This window comes from Streptomyces sp. ISL-94 (assembly GCF_018614075.1).
In the GTDB taxonomy this organism is placed as follows: domain Bacteria; phylum Actinomycetota; class Actinomycetes; order Streptomycetales; family Streptomycetaceae; genus Streptomyces.
In genome coordinates, this window is the sequence record NZ_JAGGOZ010000006.1 from 24,084 (window position 1) to 44,864 (window position 20,781).

21 protein-coding genes are annotated in these 20,781 nt (G+C 73.2%); 11 read left to right on the plus strand and 10 right to left on the minus strand.

The window, feature by feature from the left end:
• Nucleotides 1-61 precede the first annotated feature (61 nt).
• A complete protein-coding gene (locus tag J7E94_RS01740; protein WP_215011717.1) occupies nucleotides 62-3,604 on the minus strand; it encodes a BTAD domain-containing putative transcriptional regulator in 3,543 nt (1,180 codons plus the stop codon).
• Nucleotides 3,605-3,711: 107 nt separating this feature from the next.
• Here J7E94_RS01740 and J7E94_RS01745 point away from each other — a divergent pair, with 107 nt between their 5' ends.
• Complete coding sequence (locus J7E94_RS01745; RefSeq protein WP_215011674.1) at nucleotides 3,712-4,512, plus strand: site-2 protease family protein; 801 nt, start codon at nucleotides 3,712-3,714, stop codon at nucleotides 4,510-4,512.
• 18 nt (nucleotides 4,513-4,530) lie between these two features.
• Here J7E94_RS01745 and J7E94_RS01750 read toward each other — a convergent pair whose 3' ends face one another.
• Together J7E94_RS01750 and npdG are read right to left on the minus strand one after the other, a co-directional pair.
• Nucleotides 4,531-4,725 carry a hypothetical protein gene (locus tag J7E94_RS01750; RefSeq protein ID WP_215011676.1) on the minus strand — a complete coding sequence of 65 codons (195 nt, stop codon included), beginning with the start codon at nucleotides 4,723-4,725 and terminating at the stop codon, nucleotides 4,531-4,533.
• A 90-nt stretch (nucleotides 4,726-4,815) separates the two neighbouring features.
• Nucleotides 4,816-5,532 (minus strand): NADPH-dependent F420 reductase, encoded by a 717-nt coding sequence (gene npdG / locus J7E94_RS01755; RefSeq protein WP_215011678.1) that lies wholly within the window; start codon nucleotides 5,530-5,532, stop codon nucleotides 4,816-4,818.
• Between the two features lie 94 nt (nucleotides 5,533-5,626).
• Here npdG and J7E94_RS01760 point away from each other — a divergent pair, with 94 nt between their 5' ends.
• A complete protein-coding gene (locus J7E94_RS01760; RefSeq protein WP_215011680.1) occupies nucleotides 5,627-6,232 on the plus strand; it encodes a hypothetical protein in 606 nt (201 codons plus the stop codon).
• Between the two features lie 55 nt (nucleotides 6,233-6,287).
• Here J7E94_RS01760 and J7E94_RS01765 read toward each other — a convergent pair whose 3' ends face one another.
• Complete coding sequence (locus tag J7E94_RS01765) at nucleotides 6,288-6,524, minus strand: hypothetical protein (protein ID WP_215011682.1); 237 nt, start codon at nucleotides 6,522-6,524, stop codon at nucleotides 6,288-6,290.
• Nucleotides 6,525-6,596: 72 nt separating this feature from the next.
• Here J7E94_RS01765 and map point away from each other — a divergent pair, with 72 nt between their 5' ends.
• A complete protein-coding gene (gene map / locus J7E94_RS01770; RefSeq protein ID WP_215011684.1) occupies nucleotides 6,597-7,454 on the plus strand; it encodes a type I methionyl aminopeptidase in 858 nt (285 codons plus the stop codon).
• Nucleotides 7,455-7,584: 130 nt separating this feature from the next.
• Nucleotides 7,585-8,232 carry a heme oxygenase (biliverdin-producing) gene (locus J7E94_RS01775; protein ID WP_215011686.1) on the plus strand — a complete coding sequence of 216 codons (648 nt, stop codon included), beginning with the start codon at nucleotides 7,585-7,587 and terminating at the stop codon, nucleotides 8,230-8,232.
• A 29-nt stretch (nucleotides 8,233-8,261) separates the two neighbouring features.
• Here J7E94_RS01775 and J7E94_RS01780 read toward each other — a convergent pair whose 3' ends face one another.
• Nucleotides 8,262-8,927: a PhzF family phenazine biosynthesis protein gene (locus J7E94_RS01780; RefSeq protein ID WP_215011688.1), complete on the minus strand. Its 666-nt coding sequence runs from the start codon at nucleotides 8,925-8,927 to the stop codon at nucleotides 8,262-8,264.
• Between the two features lie 19 nt (nucleotides 8,928-8,946).
• On the minus strand, nucleotides 8,947-9,099 hold the full coding sequence (locus J7E94_RS01785; RefSeq protein WP_215011691.1) for a hypothetical protein: 153 nt from the start codon (nucleotides 9,097-9,099) through the stop codon (nucleotides 8,947-8,949).
• Between the two features lie 214 nt (nucleotides 9,100-9,313).
• Between J7E94_RS01785 and efeO the strand changes: the two genes are divergently transcribed.
• Genes efeO through efeU form a run of 3 tightly spaced genes read left to right on the plus strand, consistent with a single transcriptional unit; the run spans nucleotide 9,314 to nucleotide 12,677 of the window.
• Nucleotides 9,314-10,468 carry an iron uptake system protein EfeO gene (gene efeO / locus J7E94_RS01790; protein ID WP_215011693.1) on the plus strand — a complete coding sequence of 385 codons (1,155 nt, stop codon included), beginning with the start codon at nucleotides 9,314-9,316 and terminating at the stop codon, nucleotides 10,466-10,468.
• A 31-nt stretch (nucleotides 10,469-10,499) separates the two neighbouring features.
• The gene (gene efeB, locus J7E94_RS01795) at nucleotides 10,500-11,804 is read left to right on the plus strand and encodes an iron uptake transporter deferrochelatase/peroxidase subunit (RefSeq protein WP_374224369.1); all 1,305 of its coding nucleotides are present in this window, start codon (nucleotides 10,500-10,502) and stop codon (nucleotides 11,802-11,804) included.
• A gap of 21 nt (nucleotides 11,805-11,825) precedes the next feature.
• The gene (gene efeU / locus J7E94_RS01800; protein WP_308344379.1) at nucleotides 11,826-12,677 is read left to right on the plus strand and encodes an iron uptake transporter permease EfeU; all 852 of its coding nucleotides are present in this window, start codon (nucleotides 11,826-11,828) and stop codon (nucleotides 12,675-12,677) included.
• Nucleotides 12,678-12,722: 45 nt separating this feature from the next.
• On the opposite strand, the gene J7E94_RS01805 is transcribed toward efeU, so the two are convergent.
• The 3 genes from J7E94_RS01805 to J7E94_RS01815 are packed head-to-tail and all read right to left on the minus strand — an operon-like array spanning nucleotide 12,723 to nucleotide 14,943.
• Nucleotides 12,723-13,286, minus strand: coding sequence for a GNAT family N-acetyltransferase (locus J7E94_RS01805; protein WP_215011697.1), 564 nt, complete (start codon nucleotides 13,284-13,286; stop codon nucleotides 12,723-12,725).
• Nucleotides 13,283-14,155: a PhzF family phenazine biosynthesis protein gene (locus J7E94_RS01810; RefSeq protein ID WP_215011699.1), complete on the minus strand. Its 873-nt coding sequence runs from the start codon at nucleotides 14,153-14,155 to the stop codon at nucleotides 13,283-13,285. Before J7E94_RS01810 ends, J7E94_RS01805 begins: the two co-directional genes overlap by 4 nt.
• A 26-nt stretch (nucleotides 14,156-14,181) precedes the next feature.
• Nucleotides 14,182-14,943, minus strand: coding sequence for an SDR family oxidoreductase (locus J7E94_RS01815; protein ID WP_215011701.1), 762 nt, complete (start codon nucleotides 14,941-14,943; stop codon nucleotides 14,182-14,184).
• A gap of 108 nt (nucleotides 14,944-15,051) precedes the next feature.
• Between J7E94_RS01815 and J7E94_RS01820 the strand changes: the two genes are divergently transcribed.
• Nucleotides 15,052-16,401: a Bcr/CflA family multidrug efflux MFS transporter gene (locus J7E94_RS01820; protein ID WP_251055979.1), complete on the plus strand. Its 1,350-nt coding sequence runs from the start codon at nucleotides 15,052-15,054 to the stop codon at nucleotides 16,399-16,401.
• A 506-nt stretch (nucleotides 16,402-16,907) separates the two neighbouring features.
• A complete protein-coding gene (locus tag J7E94_RS01825) occupies nucleotides 16,908-17,957 on the plus strand; it encodes a small ribosomal subunit Rsm22 family protein (protein WP_215011703.1) in 1,050 nt (349 codons plus the stop codon).
• Here the strand turns inward: J7E94_RS01825 and ddaH are convergent.
• Nucleotides 17,954-18,793, minus strand: coding sequence for a dimethylargininase (gene ddaH / locus J7E94_RS01830; RefSeq protein ID WP_374224368.1), 840 nt, complete (start codon nucleotides 18,791-18,793; stop codon nucleotides 17,954-17,956). The genes J7E94_RS01825 and ddaH overlap by 4 nt on opposite strands.
• A 111-nt stretch (nucleotides 18,794-18,904) precedes the next feature.
• On the opposite strand from ddaH, the gene J7E94_RS01835 reads away from it, so the two are divergent.
• On the plus strand, nucleotides 18,905-19,546 hold the full coding sequence (locus J7E94_RS01835; RefSeq protein WP_215011707.1) for a TetR/AcrR family transcriptional regulator: 642 nt from the start codon (nucleotides 18,905-18,907) through the stop codon (nucleotides 19,544-19,546).
• A 164-nt stretch (nucleotides 19,547-19,710) separates the two neighbouring features.
• Entirely contained in the window at nucleotides 19,711-20,460 is a 750-nt protein-coding gene (locus J7E94_RS01840) for a bifunctional DNA primase/polymerase (RefSeq protein ID WP_215011709.1), read from the plus strand.
• Nucleotides 20,461-20,781 lie beyond the last annotated feature (321 nt).

Sequence of the window (20,781 nt, forward strand, 5' to 3'; positions counted from 1 at the left end):
GATCGCTGTGGATCGGTCCGTTCGGATCGCGTCCCGGACGGACTCCTTCCCGGGGACCGGATCAGACCAGGGCGGCGGCCTCATCCAGGGTGAGGCCGCCGCCTTCGGCATACGCCGCCTCGTACCCGGCGCCGCCGAGCGCGGCCCGCGCCAGCTCCTCGGCCCGGGCCGCGTCCGCGCGCTCGACGGTGACCATGACGTGCCCCGGAGGCAGGTGGGCCCGGTAGGCGCCGACCAGCCGCGCGGCGTCGTACACCCGCCGCGGACCGCCGGGCGAGGCGAGGGAGACGGCGGCCGTCAGCAGGAACACGGCGGGCAGTTGCGGGGCGACCATCACCGCGAGCGGGTCCTGGGCGGCGGCCGTGGCCTCGCGGACCAGCACCAGCGCGTCCTCGTACCGGCCGTCCTGGTTGTCCAGCCAGGCCATCGTGGCGAGCAGGAACACCTCGAAGACGGCGTACGCGCCGAAGGCGAACTCCTCGCGCAGCAGCCGGATCTGGGCCCGGGCCTCGTCGATCCGGCCGGTGCGGCCGAGGATCCCCGCGAGGAACATGCGGGCGGCGGGCAAGGCCTCGTTGCCGTACTGCTGCTCCGTGGCGACGATCTCGGAGAGGATCTTCTCGGCCTCCTCCATCCGGCCGTTCTCGCTGAGGGTCCCGGCCATCCGGACCCGGAGCACCGTCACCTGGGCCTTGGCGCCGAGCCGTTCGGCGTGCTCGATGGCCGCGCGGAAATCCTGGGCGGCCAGGGCGTACTCGCCGCGCTTCTCCCGGGACTCGGCGCGGGCGGAGAGCGCCTCGGCGCAGCCCCAGTCGTCGCCGAGCTCGCGGAAGAGGGCGTGGCTCTCGTCGGCGTCGCGGGAGGCATCGCCGGCCCAGTCGGCGCGGTTGGCCAGGATGTTGGCGCGGAGCTGGAGGGCCGAGGCCAGCTCCCAGCCGTAGCCGAGCTCGCGGGCGGTGTCGACGGTCGCGTCGACGGCCCGCTGGAGCAGCCGGGGGTCGCCCGCGATCATGACGGCGTAGATCCAGAGGGCGGAGGTGGTCCGGCAGGTCTGCGGGAGCCCGGGCCGGTAGGCGGTGAGCACCCCGTCGATCCGGGCGCGGACCTCGGGGGTGTTCCAGTTGGTGTTGGTCTGGTCGCGGGAGGCCAGCCGGACCAGGTGGACGGCGCGCCAGGCCTCGGTGAGCAGTTCGCCGGAGTAGGGCGGGGGTGTGTCGACGAGCCGCTCGTACACGGGCTCGGCGGGGACCACCGGCGGGGCGAAGGGGTCGGGGCCGAGGGCCGCGGCCGCCTCGGACCAGTGCCGGGACTCGGCGCGCAGGTCGTGCATGTGCCAGTACCAGGCCAAGGAGTGGATGAGGCAGAGCACTTCGTCGGTTTCGCGGGCGGCCACGGCCCGGCGCAGGGCGGTACGGAGGTTCTCGTACTCGGCGGCCAGCCGGTCGACGGCCGCGCGCTGCCCGTGGCCGCGGAGCAGGGGCTCGCAGGTGCGGGCGAGTTCGCGGTAGTGGACGAGGTGGCGGCGCTCGGTGTCGGCGCGGTCGCCGCCGGCCTCGGCCAGGCGCTCGGCGGCGTATTCGGCGACGGTCTCCAGGAGGCGGTAGCGCATGCCGGAGCCGTCGGGGCCGGGGGCGGCCACGACGAGGGATTTGTCGACGAGGGAGCCGAGGGTGTCGGCGACGTCGAGTCCGGTCTCGTTTGCGCAGACGGCTTCGGCGGCGGCGAGGTCGCAGCCGCCGGCGAAGACGGACAGCCGGCGCAGGACCCTGCGCTCGGGCTCGTCGAGGAGGTCCCAGGACCAGTCGACGACGGCGCGCAGGGTCTGCTGGCGGGGCAGGACCGTACGGGAGCCGCTGGTCAGGAGCCGGAAGCGGTCGTCGAGGCGGTCGGCGATCTGGCGCGGGGTCAGCAGCCGCAGCCGGGCGGCCGCCAGCTCGATGGCGAGCGGCAGGCCGTCGAGGCGGCGGCAGATCTCGGCGCAGGCGGCCGGGTCGTCGTCGGTGCTGAAGCCGGGCCGGGCGGCTGCCCCGCGGTCGGCCAGCAGCCGCAGCGCGACGGGGTCGGGCAGCGGCTCCACCGGGCGCAGGGACTCCCCCGGCACGCCGAGGGGTTCGCGGCTGGTGGCGAGGATCTGCACGCCGGGGCAGCGGGCGAGGACCTCCTCGGCGAGCTCGGCGGCCGCCCCGATGACGTGCTCGCAGTTGTCGAGGAGCAGCAGCATCCGCCGCCGGGCGGCGTGCTCGACCAGCCGCTCCACGGGGTCGTCCCCGGTGCGGTCGGTCAGCGCCCGCAACTCCTCTGCGGCGGCGCCGCGCAGCTTGGTCTCCCGCGCCCCGAGGGCGGCGAGCACCGCCTCCGGCACGTCCTCCGGGTCGTCCACGGGGGCGAGTTCGACGAGCCACACCCCGTCGGGCCAGCCGCCCGCGGCATGCGCCTCGGCGGCCTCCTGCGACAGCCGCGTCTTCCCGGCCCCACCGGGCCCGAGCAGCGTGACGAGCCGCGCCCGGCCGAGGTCTTCGCCGATGACGCGGATGTCCTGCTCCCGCCCGACGAAGGTGGTCAGCCGCGCCCGCAGGTTCCCGCGCCAGGGCCCCCCGGGCGCAGACGACGGGTACACCCCGGGCCCGCCCGAAGCCCCGGCGTGGCCGCCGGCATCCTGCCCCGGCCGCGCCGGACGGCCGCCCGCGCCGGGGCCGCCCGCGCCGGGGCCGCCCGCGCCGGGGCCGCCCGCCGGCGGCTGCGCCCCGGCCCAGCGCGCGGCAGGACCCGCCGGGGCGGCGGAGGCCTGCACGGGCCGGGCCGGAGACCCGGCCGCGCCCGGCGAGGGGGCGTCGGACTGGGCGTCGGGCTCGGCGGCGGGCTCGGCGGCGGGCTCGGCAGCGGGCTCGGCAGCGGGCTCGGCAGCGGCCGGGTACCGGCCGGGCTCCGGCGGGGAGAGGAGGCCGGCGTGGAGGGCGCGGAGGGCGGGGCCCGGGTCGGTGCCCAGGCGGGCGGCGAGGTCCCGGCGCACCGCGTCGTAGGCGGCCAGGGCTTCGGCCGGGCGGCCCGCGTCGCGGAGGGCCTGGACGCGCAGGGCCTGGAGGGGCTCGTCCAGCGGGTGCTGCGCGCACAGCGCGGTCAGCTCCGGCAGTGCCTGCCCGGCTTCGCCCAGGGCCAGGGCCGCCGCGAGCCGGCCCCGGCGCGCGTCCGCCCGTACGGCATCCCAGCGCGCGGCCTCCGCGGACCGGTCCGGGAGGTCCGCCAGCGCGGGCCCGCGCCACAGGGCGAGGGCCTCGTCGTACAGGGCGGCCGCCCGGGCCGGGTCCGGCGCCCCGCCCGCGGCCCGGGCCAGCCGCTCGAAGCGGTACAGGTCGATGTCCTCCCGCTCGGCGGCCAGCAGGTAGCCGCCCTCCGCGGAGCGCACGGCCTCGTGCCCCAGCGCCCGCCGCAGCCGCGCGACCAGCGCCTGCAGGGCGGCCACCGCGTCGGCCGGCGGGTCCGCGTCCCACACCTCGGCGACCAGCAGGTGCGCCGGAACCGCCCGCCCCGGCCGCAGCGCGAGCGCCGTCAGCAGCGCCCGCAGGCGCGCTCCGCCGACGGCGACGGGGGTCCCGTCGTCGCACATGGCCTGGGTGGTGCCGAGAATCGCGTAGCGCACCGGCCCATTGTCCCTGGTAGCCGTGCCCGACCCCGCCCCCTTTTACGGCCCCGGGCCGGGATAGGTTTCGCCGCATGGGTCACCAGGGCAGCCGCGGCGAGCGGCAGATCAGTTCCGTATTCCTCGGCATCGCCGCCGTCATGGCGGTCACCGGCTGGGCCGTGTGGACGGGGTACTCGACGAGCACCGGGCTCGCGGTGTTCCTCTTCGTGACCTCGGCGTGGATCGTCTCCCTCTGCCTCCACGAGTACGCGCACGCCCGCACCGCGCTGCACAGCGGCGACCTGACGGTCGGCGCCAAGGGCTACCTGACGCTGAATCCCCTCAAGTACACGCACGCGCTGCTCAGCATCATCCTGCCGGTGCTCTTCGTGATCCTGGGCGGTCTCGGCCTGCCCGGCGGCGCCGTGTACATCGAGCGCGACCGGATCCAGGGCCGCTGGAAGCACAGCCTCATCTCGGCGGCGGGCCCGCTGACGAACGTGGCCTTCGCCGTCGTGTGCACGGCCCCGTTCTGGCTGGATGCCCTCGACGGCGTCCCGCAGGCCTTCCGCTTCGCGCTCGCCTTCCTCGCCCTGCTCCAGGTCTCGGCGGCGATCTTGAACTTCCTGCCGGTACCGGGCCTCGACGGCTATGGGGTGATCGAGCCCTGGCTGTCGTACCGGGTCCGCCGCGAGGTGGCGCCGCTGGCGCCGTTCGGCCTGATCGCGGTCTTCGCGCTGCTCTGGATCCCGGAGGTCAACGCGTTCTTCTTCGACGTGGTGCGCGACGTGCTGTCCGGACTGGGCGTGTCCGACCTGGAGACGTACTGCGGCCGCGACCTCTACCGCTTCTGGCAGGACTCCGACGGCTTCTGCGCGATCCCGGAGTCCTAGTGCTGTGGCCCAAGGCCCCTAAGCGGTCGTGTCCTGCCCGGCGGCGGCCTTCTCTGCCTTCGCCTTGCGGATGTAGTACCAGGCCATGTTGGACGTGAGGCCCGCCAGCAGCACCCAGACGATCCCGAGGAAGCTGCCCTGCACGAAGGCGACGACGGCCGCGGCCACCGCCAGAACGCAGACGACAACGGCGAAGACGGCAAGGCGGGGCATGGGAAGAGCTCCTCGGGGACACGAAGCGGGGTCGAGCCCCTCCAGTGTCCCCCATGCCCCGCAGTGCTCCCGTAAAGACGCCGACGAGACTCAGACGTCCGTGAGGCGCAGGCCCGCGTGGGCCTTGTAGCGGCGGTTGGTCGAGATCAGGTTCGCGACCAGCGACTCGACCTGGTGGGCGTTGCGCAGGCGGCCGGCGAAGACCCCGCGCATGCCCGGGATGCGGGCGGCGAGGGCCTGGACGAGGTCGGTGTCCGCGCGGGCTTCGCCGAGGACCATCACGTCGGTGTCGATCTCGTCGATCGACTCGTCCTGGAGGAGCACCGCCGAGAGGTGGTGGAAGGCCGCCGTGACGCGGGAGTCCGGGAGCAGGGCGGCGGCCTGCTGGGCGGCGCTGCCCTCCTCGACCCGGAGGGCGTAGGCGCCCTGCTTGTCGAAGCCCAGCGGGTTCACGCAGTCCACGACGAGCTTGCCGGCGAGGTCCTCGCGCAGCGCTTCGAGGGTCTTGGCGTGGCCCTCCCACGGCACCGCGATGATGACGATGTCGCTGCGGCGCGCGCACTCGGCGTTGTCGGCGCCCTCCACGCCGAGGCCCAGTTCCTCCGCGGCCGTGCGGGCGCGGTCGGCGGCGCGGGAGCCGATGATCACCTTCTGTCCCGCGCGGGCGAGCCGGTAGGCCAGGCCGCGGCCCTGGTCGCCGGTGCCGCCGAGGACGCCGACGACGAGGCCGGAGACGTCCGGGAGGTCCCACGGGTCCTTGGCCGGTGCCTTCGCGGGGAGCTGCTGCGTGCTGTCTGTGGAGGTCATGGGGGCGAGGGTAGCCCCGAGATCCACAGAGCCGAATGGGGTGGGCCGGAGGGAACCGCTCCCCTGTGTCCTTTCCATACGGCAGGATGCCGATGTGGATGCCGTGAGAGTCGCGCTGCTGCGCGAGGTCCTCGCCGGTACGCAGTGGCCGGGCGCCGCGCGCCGGTTCGCCGGGGCGCTGCGGCGCTCGGTCGTACCGGCCGGCGGGAACCTGCTGCTGGTGGGGACCGAGCAGTACGAGCCCTGGCATCTGGCGGCGCACCTGGTGGACGAGGCCGCCTGGTCGGGGCTGCCGGAGCTGGCGCCCACGCTCGTACGCCACCACGTGCTGCCCGGGGAACCGCCGCACCTCTCGGTGGGGCTCGGCAGGCTGGAGGCGGCCCGGCGCGGGCACACGCTGCTGGTGGTGGCTCCGGAGGAACCGGGCGCAGGACTGCTGGAGCGGGTGCACGACGCCCGGCGCGCGGGGGCGACCGTACTGTCGCTGGACGGCGGGGATCCGGATCTGCGGACGCTCGCGCACGACGCGCTGTCGGTGGCGGAGGGAACCGCCGAGCTGGACCTGGACACCGTGCAGCACCTGGTCAGCGCGGCGGCCGGGGAGAACAGCCTGCCGGTGCAGCGCGGGCCGCGCCGCTTCCGGGACCGGCTGGCGCGGCTGGCCGATCAGCTGACCGCCCCGCCGCCCAGTCGCTGGTAGGGAGCCAGTACGAGCCGGCAGGGACCAGGAGCCCGGCTCTACGCGGCCCGGGGCCCTACGGCGTCGTGCCTTCCTCGCCCTCGCGGGTCTTGTCGTTCCACTTCGGGTCGCTCTGCCATTCGAGGTTGCGTTCCTCCGCCGTCTCCATGGCGTGGGCCGCCTCCGCCGGCGTCCCGTAAGGGCCGAAACGATCCTTCGCCGGACACTCCGGGCCTTCTTCGACCTTCTTGTGGACCAGGCAGTAGAACCACTCGCCGGGTTTGCCCACCTGGCGCTTCTTGAACAGGGCCATCGCTGTCGGGCTCCTCTCGATACCGCTCTATGCCGCCATGCTGCCCCATCCCCGCTGGATACACTCGCTTGCATGTCTGGCCAGTCGCTGCTCGTACCAGGCGAGCTTTCTCCCGTCCGTTCCGTTCCCGGAAACATCCGCCGGCCCGAGTACGTGGGCAAGTCCGCGCCCACGCCGTACACCGGACCGGAGGTGCAGTCGGCCGAGACCATCGAGGCCATGCGCATCGCCGGCCGCATCGCCGCACAGGCGATGGAAGAGGCCGCCAAGCTGATCGCCCCGGGGGTGACCACCGACGAGCTGGACCGGGTCGCGCACGAGTACATGTGCGACCACGGCGCCTACCCGTCGACGCTGGGCTACCGGGGCTTCCCGAAGTCCCTCTGCTCCTCGGTCAACGAGGTCATCTGTCACGGCATCCCCGATTCCACCGTCCTGCGCGACGGCGACATCGTGAACCTCGACGTGACCGCGTACATCGGCGGGGTCCACGGCGACAACAACGCCACCTACCTGTGCGGGGAGGTGGACGAGGAGTCGCGGCTGCTGGTGGAGCGGACGCGCGAGGCGCTGAACCGGGCCGTCAAGGCCGTCAAGCCGGGCCGCCAGATCAACATCATCGGCCGGGTCATCGAGTCGTACGCGAAGCGCTTCGGCTACGGGGTGGTCCGGGACTTCACCGGCCACGGCATCAATTCGTCCTTCCACTCCGGCCTGATCATCCCGCACTACGACAGCCCGCACGCCACCAGCGTCATCGAGCCCGGGATGACCTTCACCATCGAGCCGATGCTGACCCTGGGCACCCACGAGTACGACATGTGGGGGGACGGCTGGACGGTCGTCACGAAGGACCGCAAGCGGACCGCGCAGTTCGAGCACACGCTGGTGGTGACGGACAGCGGGGCGGAGATCCTGACCCTGCCGTAGCTCCGTTGCGCCGGAACGGTTTTTTTACCGACAACGCGTCGGGAACACATTGACTTAGGTTTACCTAAGCAGGAGGATCGGGTGTGGCGGCGCTGCCGCCACGCCTGCTCCCCTTTCCTGGAGGTCCGTCTTGGACGCCTTCTCTACGGTCATTCGCGTCGCTTCGCACGAGCAGCACAGCGAGGCGGAGACGTCGACCTTCATGAGCGACCTGCTGGGCGGGCGGCTCGGCGTGGACGCGTACACGCGCTACACCGAGCAGCTGTGGTTCGTCTACCGGGCCTTGGAGGACGCGGCCGAGTCCCTCAAGGACGACCCGGTCGCCGGACCCTTCATCCGGCCCGAGCTGATGCGCGTCGCCGCGATCGAGCGGGACCTGGCGCACCTGATGGGGCCCGGCTGGCGCGGATGCGTGGCGGCGCTGCCCGCGACCGAGGCCTATGCCGCCCGGGTGGCCCGGTGCGCGGCCGAGTGGCCGGGCGGATACGTCGCCCACCACTACACGCGCTACCTGGGCGACCTCTCGGGCGGCCAGATCATCCGCGACAAGGCGGAGCGGACCTGGGGCTTCGAGCGCAAGGGCGACGGCGTCCGCTTCTACGTCTTCGCGGACATCTCCAATCCGGCGGCCTTCAAGCGGACCTACCGCGAGCTGCTCGACGCGATCGCCGCGGACGACCTGGAGAAGCAGCGCATCATCGACGAGTGCAAGCGCGCCTTCGACTTCAACGGCGCGGTCTTCCGCGAGCTGGGCGAGCAGTTCCGGCTCAGCGCGTAGCCCGTACAGGGGTGCTTGAACGGGACCCGCTACGACAGGCCGCGGCCCGGGGCGAAGCGGACGCGGCCGCCGATCTCGACGGTGCCGTCGGGGCCGGGGGCCGTGAGGATCTGGGAGCCGGCGCCCTGGGTGATGTTCAGGGCGCGGTTCAGCTGGGCGGTCAGCAGGATCGCCGCCGAGCCGGTGGCCTCGTCCTCCGCGATGACCCCGTCGGCGCGGCGCGGAAAGCCGCGGGCCCGGATCCGGCCCGCGGCCTCGTCCTCCCAGGCCCAGGCGTACAGCCAGCCCTCGCCCGGCGGCGGGGCGGGCAGCGCCTCGACCTCGGCGACGCTCGCGTACTGCTCGGTGCGCTTGCCCTCGACCCACTCGGCGCGGGCCGTGATCCACGTGAACTCCCCGTCGTCACGGGCCCATACGGATCCGGCCGGCGGCTGGAGCTCCTCGATGTCCAACAGCCAGGCGAGCCCGACCAGCGGGTGTCCGGCGAAGGCCATCCGCGTGCCGGGGGTGCGGATGTCGACGACCCCGCGCTCGGGGTCGTCGACGAACACCGTCTCGCTGTAGCCCAGTTCGGCGGCCAGCGCCTGCCGCGACGCGTCGTCGGGGCAGGTGCGGCCGTCGCGTACGACACCGAGCAGGTTGCCGAACCGGCCGTCGGCCGCGCAGAAGACCCTCAGGACGTCCAGATCGTTCACGCGGGCATTCAAGCACGGCTCAGCGCTGGGCCGTGCGCCACCTGCGGGCGAACCAGACCGCGCCCGCACCGGCCGCGATCGCCGGGCCGGAGATGGCGAGCAGGGCCCCGGCCGGGATATCGGCGCCGGTGGCGGCGAGGTTGCCGCCGCACCGCGGCGAAGACCGTCCCACCGTACGGAACGGTCACTCCGGCTTGACCTCCGCTTGACCCGGCCATGGGGAAGCCGTGGAGGGCCCGTGACGGCGCCGTGTCCGGCGCGGGAAGGTGAGAGCTGAATCACTGGACGAGTGGGCATGGGTCAGGTAAGCCTCGGTTAAGTTAGGTCCGCCTCACCGGCCCTCCCCTCTGGGACGGGCCCGATTCGTCCGACGCCCAGGAGCCCGCATGCGCCCCGCCCGCCTCTCCGTCATCGCCGCCGCGTCCGTAGCGGCGGCTCTGACCGCCGTCACCGGCTGCTCCCAGAAGAGCGACGCGGGCGGCGACGGCGCGATCAAGGTGGCGGCCTCCGACACTGCCTGCGAGGTGTCGAAGACCGAGTTCCCGGCGGGCAAGGTGCAGATCGACGTCGAGAACAAGGGCTCCAAGGTCACCGAGGTCTACGTCCTCTTCCCGGACGCCCGCATCGTGACCGAGCGCGAGAACATCGGCCCCGGCACCAAGGCCTCCATCACCGCCGAGATCAAGGCGGGCGAGTACGAGATCGTCTGCAAGCCCGGCATGAAGGGCGACGGCATCACCCAGAAGGTCAAGGCCACCGGCAAGGGCACCGCCGAGGGGAAGCGCAGCCCCGAGGCCGACGCCGCGGTCGCCGCCTACCGCGCCTACGTGGTCGCGCAGGCCGAGGAGACCCTCCCCAAGGCGCAGGCCTTCGCCGACGCGGTCAAGGCCGGCGACATCGAGACCGCGAAGAAGCTGTACGCCGCCTCCCGCATCGGCTGGGAGCGCACCGAGCCGGTCGCCGAGTCCTTCGGCGACATCGACCCGAAGGTCGACGTCCGCGAGGACGGCCTGGAGGCCGGCCAGGACCCGGCGAAGGACTGGACGGGCTGGCACCGCCTGGAGAAGTCCCTGTGGGCCGACAACAAGATCGACGAGAACGACAAGAAGCTCGCCGACACCCTGATCGCGGACCTGACCGACTGGCAGAAGAAGGTCGGCACGGCGGAGATCACCCCCTCCTCGATGGCCAACGGCGCCAAGGAGCTCCTCGACGAGGTGGCCACCGGCAAGGTCACGGGCGAGGAGGAGCGTTACTCCCGCACCGACCTCGTCGACTTCAAGGCCAACATCGAGGGCGCGCAGAAGGCGTACGAGCTGCTCAAGCCGATCGCCGCGAAGAACGACCCGGAGCTCGCCAAGCAGCTGGACACCCAGTTCGCGGCGATGAACGGGCTGCTGGACAAGTACCGCGCCGACAAGGCCTCCTACGAGTTCACCGCGTACGACAAGGTCGGCGAGGCGGAGCGCAAGGAGCTCTCGGACGGCGTCAGCGCCCTCGGTGAGCCGCTCTCCAAGCTCGCCGCCGCGGTCACCAAGTAACAGCACCCGATCGAGTCGAAGGAGGCGGAAGATCACGATGACCGAGTCCGGGTCGGAGCCGGCGGCGCAGCAGCAGCAGCCGGAAGAGCAGAACGACAGCGGCAGCACCACCGCGCCCTCGCGGCGCGCCGTGCTGGGCTGGGGCGGCGCCGGGCTGGCGCTCGGCGCGGCCGCGGCCGGCGGTGCGGTGGCTGCGTTCAACAGCGGCTCGGACCTGGTCTCGGCGTCCGCCGCCGGGGCGGCGGTGCCGTTCCACGGTGAGCACCAGGCCGGTATCGCCAGCGCCGTGCAGGACCGCCTGCACTTCGCAGCCTTCGACGTGAAGACGAAGAGCCGCGAGGAGCTGGTCCAACTCCTCAAGGAGTGGACCGAGGCGGCCCGCCGCATGACGGCCGGCCAGCCGGTCGGCGAGGGCGGCTTCGGCGGCCTCCCGGAGGCTCCGCCGGACGACACGGGCGAAGCGCTGGGCCTGAAGGCCTCCCGCCTCACCCTGACGATCGGTTTCGGGCCGGGCCTGTTCGCCAAGAACCGGTTCGGTCTGGAGGGCAAGCGCCCCGAGGCGCTGGTCGACCTGGAGCTGTTCCCCGGCGACAACCTGGACCCGGCCCGCTCCGGCGGCGACCTGTGCGTCCAGGCCTGCGCCGACGACCCGCAGGTCGCCGTGCACGCGATCCGCCAGCTGGCCCGCATCGGCTTCGGCAAGACCGCGGTGCGCTGGTCGCAGCTCGGCTTCGGCAAGACCTCGTCGACCACGCCCGACGAGCAGACCCCGCGCAACATGATGGGCTTCAAGGACGGCACCCGGAACATCTCGGGCACCGACGAGGCGGCCCTGGACAAGCACGTGTGGGTCGGCGCCGGCGACGGCAGCGACTGGATGACCGGCGGCTCCTACCTGGTGGCCCGCCGCATCCGGATGAACATCGAGATCTGGGACCGCACCCCCCTGCAGGAGCAGGAGGACATCTTCGGCCGCGACAAGGGCGAGGGCGCCCCTGTCGGCAAGTCCAAGGAGCGCGACGAGCCGTTCCTGAAGGCGATGAAGCCGGAGGCGCACGTCCGCCTCGCGCACCCGGACAGCAACAATGGTGCGACCATCCTGCGCCGCGGCTACTCCTTCACGGACGGCACGGACGGCCTGGGCCGCCTCGACGCGGGCCTGTTCTTCCTGGCCTACCAGCGCGACGTCCGCAAGGGCTTCATCCCCATCCAGCGCAACCTGGCGAAGTCCGACGTCCTCAACGAATACATCCAGCACGTGGGTTCGGCCGTCTTCGCCGTCCCGCCGGGCGTCCGCGACAAGGACGACTGGTGGGGCCGGACGCTGTTCGCGTAGTCCCGCCGGAGAGGAAACGCCGTGTTCGGCAACTATCTGATCGGCCTGCGCGAGGGGCTGGAGGCCAGCCTGGTCGTCTGCATCCTCGTCGCATACCTGGTCAAGACCGAGCGCCGGGACGCCCTGCGTCCCGTGTGGCTCGGCATCGGGATCGCCTGCGGGCTCTCGCTCGTCTTCGGCGCCATGCTCGAATTCGGCACCCAGGAGCTGACCTTCGAGGCGCAGGAGCTGCTCGGCGGCAGCCTGTCGATCATCTCGGTGGGTCTGGTGACGTGGATGGTCTTCTGGATGAAGCGCACCGCGCGGCATCTGAAGGCCGAGCTGCACGGCAAGCTCGACACGGCGCTCGCCATGGGCACGGGCGCGCTGGTCGCCACCGCCTTCCTGGCCGTCGGCCGTGAAGGCCTGGAGACCGCGCTGTTCGTGTGGGCGTCCGTACGGGCCAGCGGCGAGGGCTCTTCGGCGCCGCTGATCGGCGTGCTGCTGGGCATTGCGACGGCGATCGTGCTGGGGTACCTCTTCTACCGGGGCGCCCTGAAGATCAATCTGGCGAAGTTCTTCAGGTGGACCGGCGGCATGCTGGTGGTCGTGGCCGCGGGCGTGCTCGCGTACGGGGTCCACGACCTCCAGGAGGCCCGCTTCCTCGGAGGCCTGAACGACAGGGCCTTCGACATCAGCGGGGCCATCCCGCCGGACAGCTGGTACGGGACCCTGCTCAAGGGCGTCTTCAACTTCCAGCCCGACCCCACCGTGCTCCAGCTGGCGGTGTGGGCGCTGTACCTGGTGCCCGTGCTGGCGCTGTTCCTCGTGGACCAGAGCCGTCCGGCGGGCAAGAAGCAGTCCTCCGACGCCACCCCCGTCAGCAGCCGCTGACGGGGCCGGCGTCCGACAGGCTGTGGTGACCGGCTCTCCCGCCGATCACCACAGCCTGTCGGTGTTTCCGGGGTGCAGCGGGACGCGGACGCCGGTGAAGGCCGCCCGGTCCCGGTCCGGGTCGTCCGTGAAGAAGGCCGCCAGGACCGTCTTGTCGAAACCCTGCCCGTCGGTGGCCAGCGGCCGCTCGGGCGTCCCGCCGACCAGGACCGTGCCGGGCAGCGCGGTGAATCCGGCCGCCTCGTAGAACGGCGCCAGCGGATAGTCGCAGCTGAACAGCGCAAGGTCCACGGCCGGATCGGCCGCCAGCTCGGCGCGGGCCGCCGCCACCAGCCGGCCGCCGAACCCCTGCCCGCGCAGCGCGGCCCGCGTCACGACCGCGCTCAGCCCGGCCGCGCGGTAGGTCCGCCCGGCGAGGCGGACCTCCTTGTACAGCAGCGCCAGCGCGGCGGCCACCGCCCCGGCCCCGTCCACGAGCAGCATCGCGCGGGGGGTGAGCGCGGGGTCGTGGCCCGGGGTGGAGCCCGGCCAGGCCTCGGCCTCCAGTGCGGCCACCTCGCGCGCCAGGGCGGCCGGAACCTCGGAGTCGGGGCAGGTCAGGACCCTCACGGAATCCGCACGCCCGCGCCGCCCACCCGCACCCGCGGGTCCCCCGCCCGCAGCTCCACCGTCAGCGTGCCCGGGCGGCCCATGTCATCGCCCTGGTGGAGGGTGAGCACGGCGTCCTGCGGAACCAGTCCGAGCTCGCGGGCGTACGCGCCGAAGGCGGCCGCGGCGGCTCCGGTGGCGGGATCCTCGACGACCCCGCCGACCGGGAAGGGGTCCCGTACGTGGAACTCCGCCGGGCCCGCCCGGTGCACCAGCTGGACCGTGGTGAGGTCCAGGCGCCGCATCAGGGCCTCCAGCCGGGCGAAGTCGTAGGCGAGGTCGGCGAGCCGGGCCCGGGTGGCGGCGCCGAGCACCAGGTGCCGGGCTCCGGCGTAGGCGATCCGGGGCGGGAACGCCGGGTCCAGGTCCGCCTCCGGCCAGTCCAGCGCGGCCAGCGCCTCGGCGAGGTCGGCGGCGCCGATCTCCTCGGTGTGCGGCTCGACGCTGGTCAGGGTGGCCCGAAAGCCCCCGCCCGACGCGGTCACCGACACCGGAACGGTCCCCGCGCGGGTCGCGAGGACCAGCTCGCCGGGGCCGATCCGCTCCCCGAGCGCCACGGCGGTGGCCACCGTGGCGTGCCCGCAGAAGGGAACCTCCCCCTTCGGGCTGAAGTACCGCACGGTGAACGACCGGCCGGGCTGACCGCCGAGCCCCTCGGGCGGGGCGGTCAGGAAGGCCGTCTCGCTGTAGCCCAGCCCGGCGGCGATCTCCAGCATCGCCCCGTCGTCCAGCCCGGCGGCGTCGAGGACGACCCCGGCGGGGTTGCCGCCTTCGGGATCGGTGGAGAAGGCGGTGTAGCGCAGTACTTCGGCACCGGTGTCATCAGTCATGCGGCCCATGATCACCCACGGGGCGGCTAGCCGCGGCCGATATACGGCATGGAGGTCGCCATCACCGTCGCGAACTGCACGTTCGCCTCCAGCGGCAGCTCCGCCATGTGCAGCACCGTGCGGGCCACGTCGGCGGCGTCCATGACCGGTTCGACCGCCAGCTGCCCGTTGGCCTGGAGGATGCCGGTCTGCATCCGCTCGGTCATCTCGGTCGCCGCGTTGCCGATGTCGATCTGGCCGCAGGCGATGCGGTACGGGCGCCCGTCGAGCGACAGCGACTTGGTCAGGCCCGTCATGGCGTGCTTGGTCGCGGTGTAGGCGATGGAGTTCGGGCGCGGCACGTGCGCGGAGATCGAGCCGTTGTTGATGATCCGGCCGCCCTGCGGGTCCTGGTCCTTCATCTGCCGGAAGGCGGCCTGCGCGCACAGGAAGGCGCCGGTCAGGTTGACGTCCACGACGGAGCGCCAGGCCTCGTAGCTGAGGTCCTCCAGCGGGACCCCGCCCGGGCCGAAGGTGCCCGCGTTGTTGAAGAGCAGGTCGAGGCGCCCGTAGCGGGCGCGGACCGCCTCGAACAGCGCGGTCACGTCGTCCGGATCGCTCACGTCCGTCCGTACGCACAGCACGTCCGCCTCGTCCCCGGCCGCCTTGGCCGTCTCCTCCAGCGGTTCGGTGCGGCGGCCCGCGACGGCCACGGCCCAGCCGGCGGCGGCCAGGGTCAGGGCGACGGAACGGCCGATCCCGGAGCCGGCCCCGGTCACCACAGCGATCTTCTTGGCACTTGCGTTCATGGGGCCGCAGAGTACGTCACACCGGGCTCCGGCCCCCGGGCGTTCCGATAGCTGAGAGCATGGTCCGGTCAGGGGTGCACGAAGCAGATCAGAGGACTGGAGTTCCGCATGCCGGAGAGAGCCCCCGCGACGGCCCCCTCAGCCGAGGCACCCGAGCCGTCACCCGAATCGCCCTCCGCCTCCGCCCCCGCACCCGCACCCGCACCCGCCGACACGGTTGCCGGCGTTGCCGGCCCCCTGAAGGCCGCGGCCCGCCGCACCGGCCTGCTCGTCACCTTCATACTCGGGGGCCTCACCGCCCTCCCCCCGCTGTCCATGGACATGTACCTCCCGGCCCTGCCGGAGGTCACCACCGCCCTGCGCAGCCCGGCCGCAACCGTCCAGCTCACCCTCACCGCCTGCCTCGCCGGCATGGCGCTGGGCCAGCTGGTCATCGGCCCGATGAGCGACAAGTGGGGCCGCCGCCGGCCGCTGCTCACCGGCATGATCGTGTACGTCCTCGCCACCGCGATCTGCGCCCTCGCCCCGAGCGCCGAGCTGCTGATCGCCTTCCGCCTGGTCCAGGGCCTGGCGGGGGCGGCCGCGATCGTCATCGCCCGGGCCGTCGTACGCGACCTGTACGACGGCGTCGAGATGGCGAAGTTCTTCTCCACCCTGATGCTCATATCCGGGACCGCCCCGATCATCGCCCCGCTCATCGGCGGCCAGGTGCTGCGCTTCGCCGACTGGCGGGGGGTCTTCGTCATCCTGACCGCCGTCGGCATCGTGCTCACCCTGATGGTCTGGCGCGGCCTCGGCGAGACCCTGCCGCCCGACCGCCGGCACACCGGCGGCGTCGGTTCCGCTCTGCGGACCATGCGCGGTCTGCTCGGCGACCGCGTCTTCGCCGGCTATACGCTGGCCGGCGGTTTCGCCTTCGCCGTGCTCTTCTCCTACATCTCCGCGTCGCCCTTCGTGGTGCAGGAGATCTACGGTGCTTCGCCCCAGGCCTTCAGCCTGCTCTTCGGGGTCAACTCCGTCGGCCTGATCGCCGTCGGCCAGATCAACGGCAAGCTGCTGGTCGGCCGGGTCAGCCTGGACAAGGCCCTGGCCGTCGGACTCGGCGTCATCACGCTCGCCTCGGTGTCCCTGCTGCTGATGTCGACCGGGGTGTTCGGGGAGGTCGGCCTGGCGCCGATCGCGGCCGCGCTGTTCGTCCTGATGTCGGCGATGGGACTGGTCCTGCCGAACACCAACGCCCAGGCCCTGATGCGCACCCCGCACGCGGCGGGTTCGGCGTCGGCGCTGCTCGGCACGTCGTCCTTCCTGGTCGGCGCGGTCGCCTCCCCCCTGGTCGGCATAGCGGGCGAGGACACGGCCGTCCCGATGGCCCTGGTCCAGGTGGCATGCGCCCTCCTGTCGGTGACGTGCTTCCTCACCATGTGCCGCCCCTGGCACCCCCGGGAAGCCCCCGCCTGACCGTCGCCTAACCGCACAGCGCACATCCTGCGGCGCCGCTGCCGGGGGCTCCGCCCCCAGACCCCCGCGCCTCAAACGCCGGCGAGGCTGGATACCCCCATGCCGTCCACCTGGCCAGGGCACACCCCCGTCGGCACATCCAGCTTCGCCCGGGGCAAACCCAGCCTCGCAGGCGCGGGGCCCGGGGCGGAGCCCCGATCTTGTACCTGCACCCGTGCACCCAGGCGGGGCAAACCCAGCCCCGGCCGGGGCACACCCAGCCCCGCCGGCGTTTGAGGCGCGGGGTCCGGGGCAGAGCCCCGATCTTGTACCTGCACCCGTGCACTCAGGCCGGGCAAACGCAGCCCCGGCCGGGGCACACCCAGCCCCGTCGGCGTTTGAGGCGCGGGGTGCGGGGCGGAGCCCCGGTCCTGAAGCCGCACCCGCGCACGCGCCTCGGCCTCGGCGGCGCACACGGCAGGGGACCGCCCGCCCGGCGGAGCCGCCCGGCGCCGTAAACTTCGCTGGTGAACGCCTCCGCCCCCACCACCGCCGAGACCCTCCGCAGCACCCTCGCGGGGTTGCTCGACGGCCTCCCGCCGAAGCAGGCCTCCGCCGCCGTCGAGCGGCTCATCGCCAGCTACCGGGGGCAGACCCCCACCGACGCCCCCGTCCTCCGCGACCGCTCCGACGTGGCGGCCTACGCCGCCTACCGCATGCCCGCCACCTTCGAGGCGGTCCGGGCCGCCCTCGACGCGCTGGCGGAGGCCGCACCCGACTGGACACCCGGCTCGCACGTGGACGTCGGCGGCGGCACCGGCGCCGCGACCTGGGCGGTGGACGCCACCTGGGACGGCCCCCGCGAGACCACCGTCCTCGACTGGGCGGAGCCCGCACTCGCCCTCGGCAAGGAACTGGCCGCGGCCTCCGCCTCCCCCGAGCTGCGCGCAGCGGACTGGCGGCGGGCGGTCATCGGCTCCGGGCTGTCCCTCCCCGACGCCGACCTGGTGACGGTGTCGTACGTACTCGGAGAGCTGAAGCCAGAAGCCCGCACCGCCGTCGTCGCCGAGGCGGCCCGCGCCGGCCAGGCCGTGGTGCTGATCGAGCCCGGCACCCCGGAGGGCTACCTCCGCATCCGCGAGGCCCGCGACCAGCTGATCGCGGCCGGGCTGAGCGTCGCCGCCCCCTGCCCGCACGACGGGACCTGCCCGATCGAGGTCGGCCAGGACTGGTGCCACTTCTCGGCGCGCGTCAGCCGTTCCTCCCTGCACCGGCAGGTCAAGGGCGGCTCCCTCGCCTACGAGGACGAGAAGTTCAGCTACGTCGCCGCGACCCGCTTCCCGGCCCGCCCGGCCCCCTCCCGGATCACCCGGAAGCCGCAGATCCGCAAGGGGCTCGTCCTGCTGGACCTGTGCGGTCCCGAGGGCGAGGGCCTGACCCGGGCCACCGTGACCAAGCGCCACGGTGACCTCTACAAGGCGGCGCGGGACGCCGACTGGGGCCAGGACTGGCCGCCGCCGCCTCCGGCGGCGACGGCCGAGGACCGCCAGGGCCGCCAGGGCCGCCAGGGCCGCTAGGGCCGCAGCTCCTGCGTGCAGCACTTCACGCTGCCGCCGCCCTTGAGCAGCTCCCCCAGGTCCATCGGGATCGGCTCGAAGCCCCGGTCGCGCAGCGGCGCCAGCAGCCCGGTCGCCGCCTGCGGCAGCAGCACGTGCCGGCCGTCCGAGACCGCGTTCAGGCCCAGCGCGGCCGCGTCCTCGCCGTCGGCGAGCAGCGCGTCCGGGAAGAGCCGTCTGAGCACGGCCTGGCTGCCCGCCGAGAAGGCGCCGGGGTAGTACATGACCTCGTCGCCGTCGAGGACGCTGAGCGCCGTGTCCAGGTGGTAGTACCGCGGGTCCACCAGGTCGAGGCCGATGACCGGGCGGCCGAAGAACTCCTGGGCCTCGTCGTGCGAGAGGGGGCTGGAGCGGAAGCCCCGGCCGGCCAGGAGGTAGCTGGCGGTGACGGCGAAGTCCCCCTCGCCCTCGTTGACGTGGGACGGTTCGTGGACGTCCCGGTAGCCGTGGCCACGGAACCAGTCGAGGTGGATCTCGGCCTCGGGGGCGCGTTCCGGATAGGCGAACCGGGCGCCGAGCACCCGGCCGTCGACGACCAGGGCCCCGTTGGCCGCGAAGACCATGTCGGGCAGCGCGGGGTCCGGTACGAGGGTCTCGACGGTGTGGCCGAGGGAGCGGTAGCGATCCCTCAGGTCCTCCCATTGGGCGAGTGCGAGGGGCAGGTCCACCGGTTTCGTGGGGTCCATCCACGGATTGATGGAGTACGTGACCTTGAAGTGTGCGGGTGGGCACATCAGGTAGCGCCGGGGTGTGGCGTCTCTGCGCAAAGAAGGCTCCTCACGACTTTCACGACTCACGACGAGTAGTGGAGAGAATCGTCTCTCCTCAAGCGGGACAACGCAGTGAACTGATTGGGTGGTTTACCGGACCAGGGGAAGACGAGACGTCTCGGTTGGTAGTTTGGCGGGATGCCCAAGACCCCTGACGCCAGCCGCCGCAGCGACCGCTCCCGGCGGGCCATTCTCGATGCCGCGCTCGCCCTCGTGGGAGAGGTCGGCTACACCAAGCTGACGATCGAGGCCATCGCGGCGCGCGCCGGGGTCGGCAAGCAGACCATCTACCGCTGGTGGCCGTCGAAGGCCGCCGTCCTCCTCGACGCCGCGCTCGCCCTCGCCGGGGACGCGGAGACGGAGGCGGAGTGGACGGGGCTCCCGGATACGGGGGATCTCGCGGCCGACCTGAAGTACGTACTGCGGGCGACGGTGGACGAGCTGAACGACGAGAAGTACGAGGCCCCCTTGCGCGCCCTGACGGCGGCCGGGGCGAGCGACCCCGAGCTGGGGGCCCGCTTCAACGAGCGGCTGCTGGAGCCGCAGCTCGCCCTGTACGAGGCGCGGTTGCGCACGGCGAAGGAGGCCGGCCGGCTCGCGCCGGACCTCGATCTGCGACTGACGGTGGAGATGCTGCTCGGTCCGCTGACGTACCGGTGGCTGCTGCGGACGGCGCCGCTGACGCATGGTTATGCGGATGCGCTGGTGGACCGGGTGCTGGGCGGGGTGGCGGCGGGCGGGGTGGCGGCGGGCGGGGTGGGAAACGTCACCGCGGACTAACCGCGCCGGAGGCCACTCAGGCCCAATTGCCCGAGTTCTACGCTTATCTGGGGATTCTCGGTCGCCCATCCCGAACCCCCCGGTCGCGGAGAGCGGTCACCCGGGGCGCAGGATGATGGGACCATGTGAAGGTCCGCCGGGGCAACGGTGAGGTGAGGGGATAGATGGGGTCCGAGTCCGGCCGCGTCAAACGCGGCGAGCAGAGCAGGATTTCCCAGTGGCTGCGCCGGCGGCAGAAACCCACCGCCGAAGACCCCGGACGCGAGCGCGAGGCGCTCCTCCTGGCCGTCGCCGCCGCCGGCCTGCCGCTCGCCCCCGCCGCCCACCCTGCCGGCTACCGGTGTTCGTGCGACCGGATCGGCTGTCCGACGCCCGCACGGCACCCGCTCTCCTTCGCCTGGCAGACCCAGTCGACCACCGACCGCGCGCAGGTCGAACGCTGGGTGCGCAACCAGCCCCAGGCCAACTTCATCACCGCGACCGGCATGGTCCACGACGTACTCGACGTACCGCTGGAGGCCGGCGCCGCCGCCCTCGCCCGCCTGCTGGAGGCCGGCATCGAGGTGGGCCCGGTCGCCGAGTCCGGCGGCACGGGCGACCAGGCCCGCATGCTCTTCTTCACCGCCACGCGGGGTACGCCGGAGGACGAGGACGAGTGGTGGCCGTGCGAACTGGACTGCCACCCCGAGACGATGGACGAGCACCCGGGGCTTCGCTGGCACTGCCGCGGCAGCTACGTCCTGGTCCCGCCGGCGGCCCTCCCCGGTGACCACTCGGTGACCTGGCTCCGCGGCATGGAACACCCCCTCCCTGACCCCCTCACCCTCCTGGAAACCCTGACGGACGCCTGCGCCCAGTACGCGGGCACCACCGCCCACACCCCCTCCGCCGTAGCCTGGCCGCTGGGCCGCTAACCCCCGGCGGCCCCCCGGGGCTCCGCCCCGCACCCCGCGCCTCAAACGCCGGAGGGGCTGGACATGAACCGCCCCGCCTGGCAGGCCCCTGGGGCTCCGCCCCAGACCCCGCGCCTCAAACGCCGGCGAGGCCGAATATGGCCCCGCCGAGTGTGTGAGCGCGGCTTCAAAACCGGGGCTCTGCAGGTGCGCTCCGGCGAGCTGGATTGCCCGCAGGGCAATGCCTCCCCGCCGGGCGATTGAGGCCAGGGGGATGGAAGCTGGATTGCCGGCAGGGGAAATTTCAGCCCCGCCGGCGTTTGAGGCGCGGGGGCTCGGGGG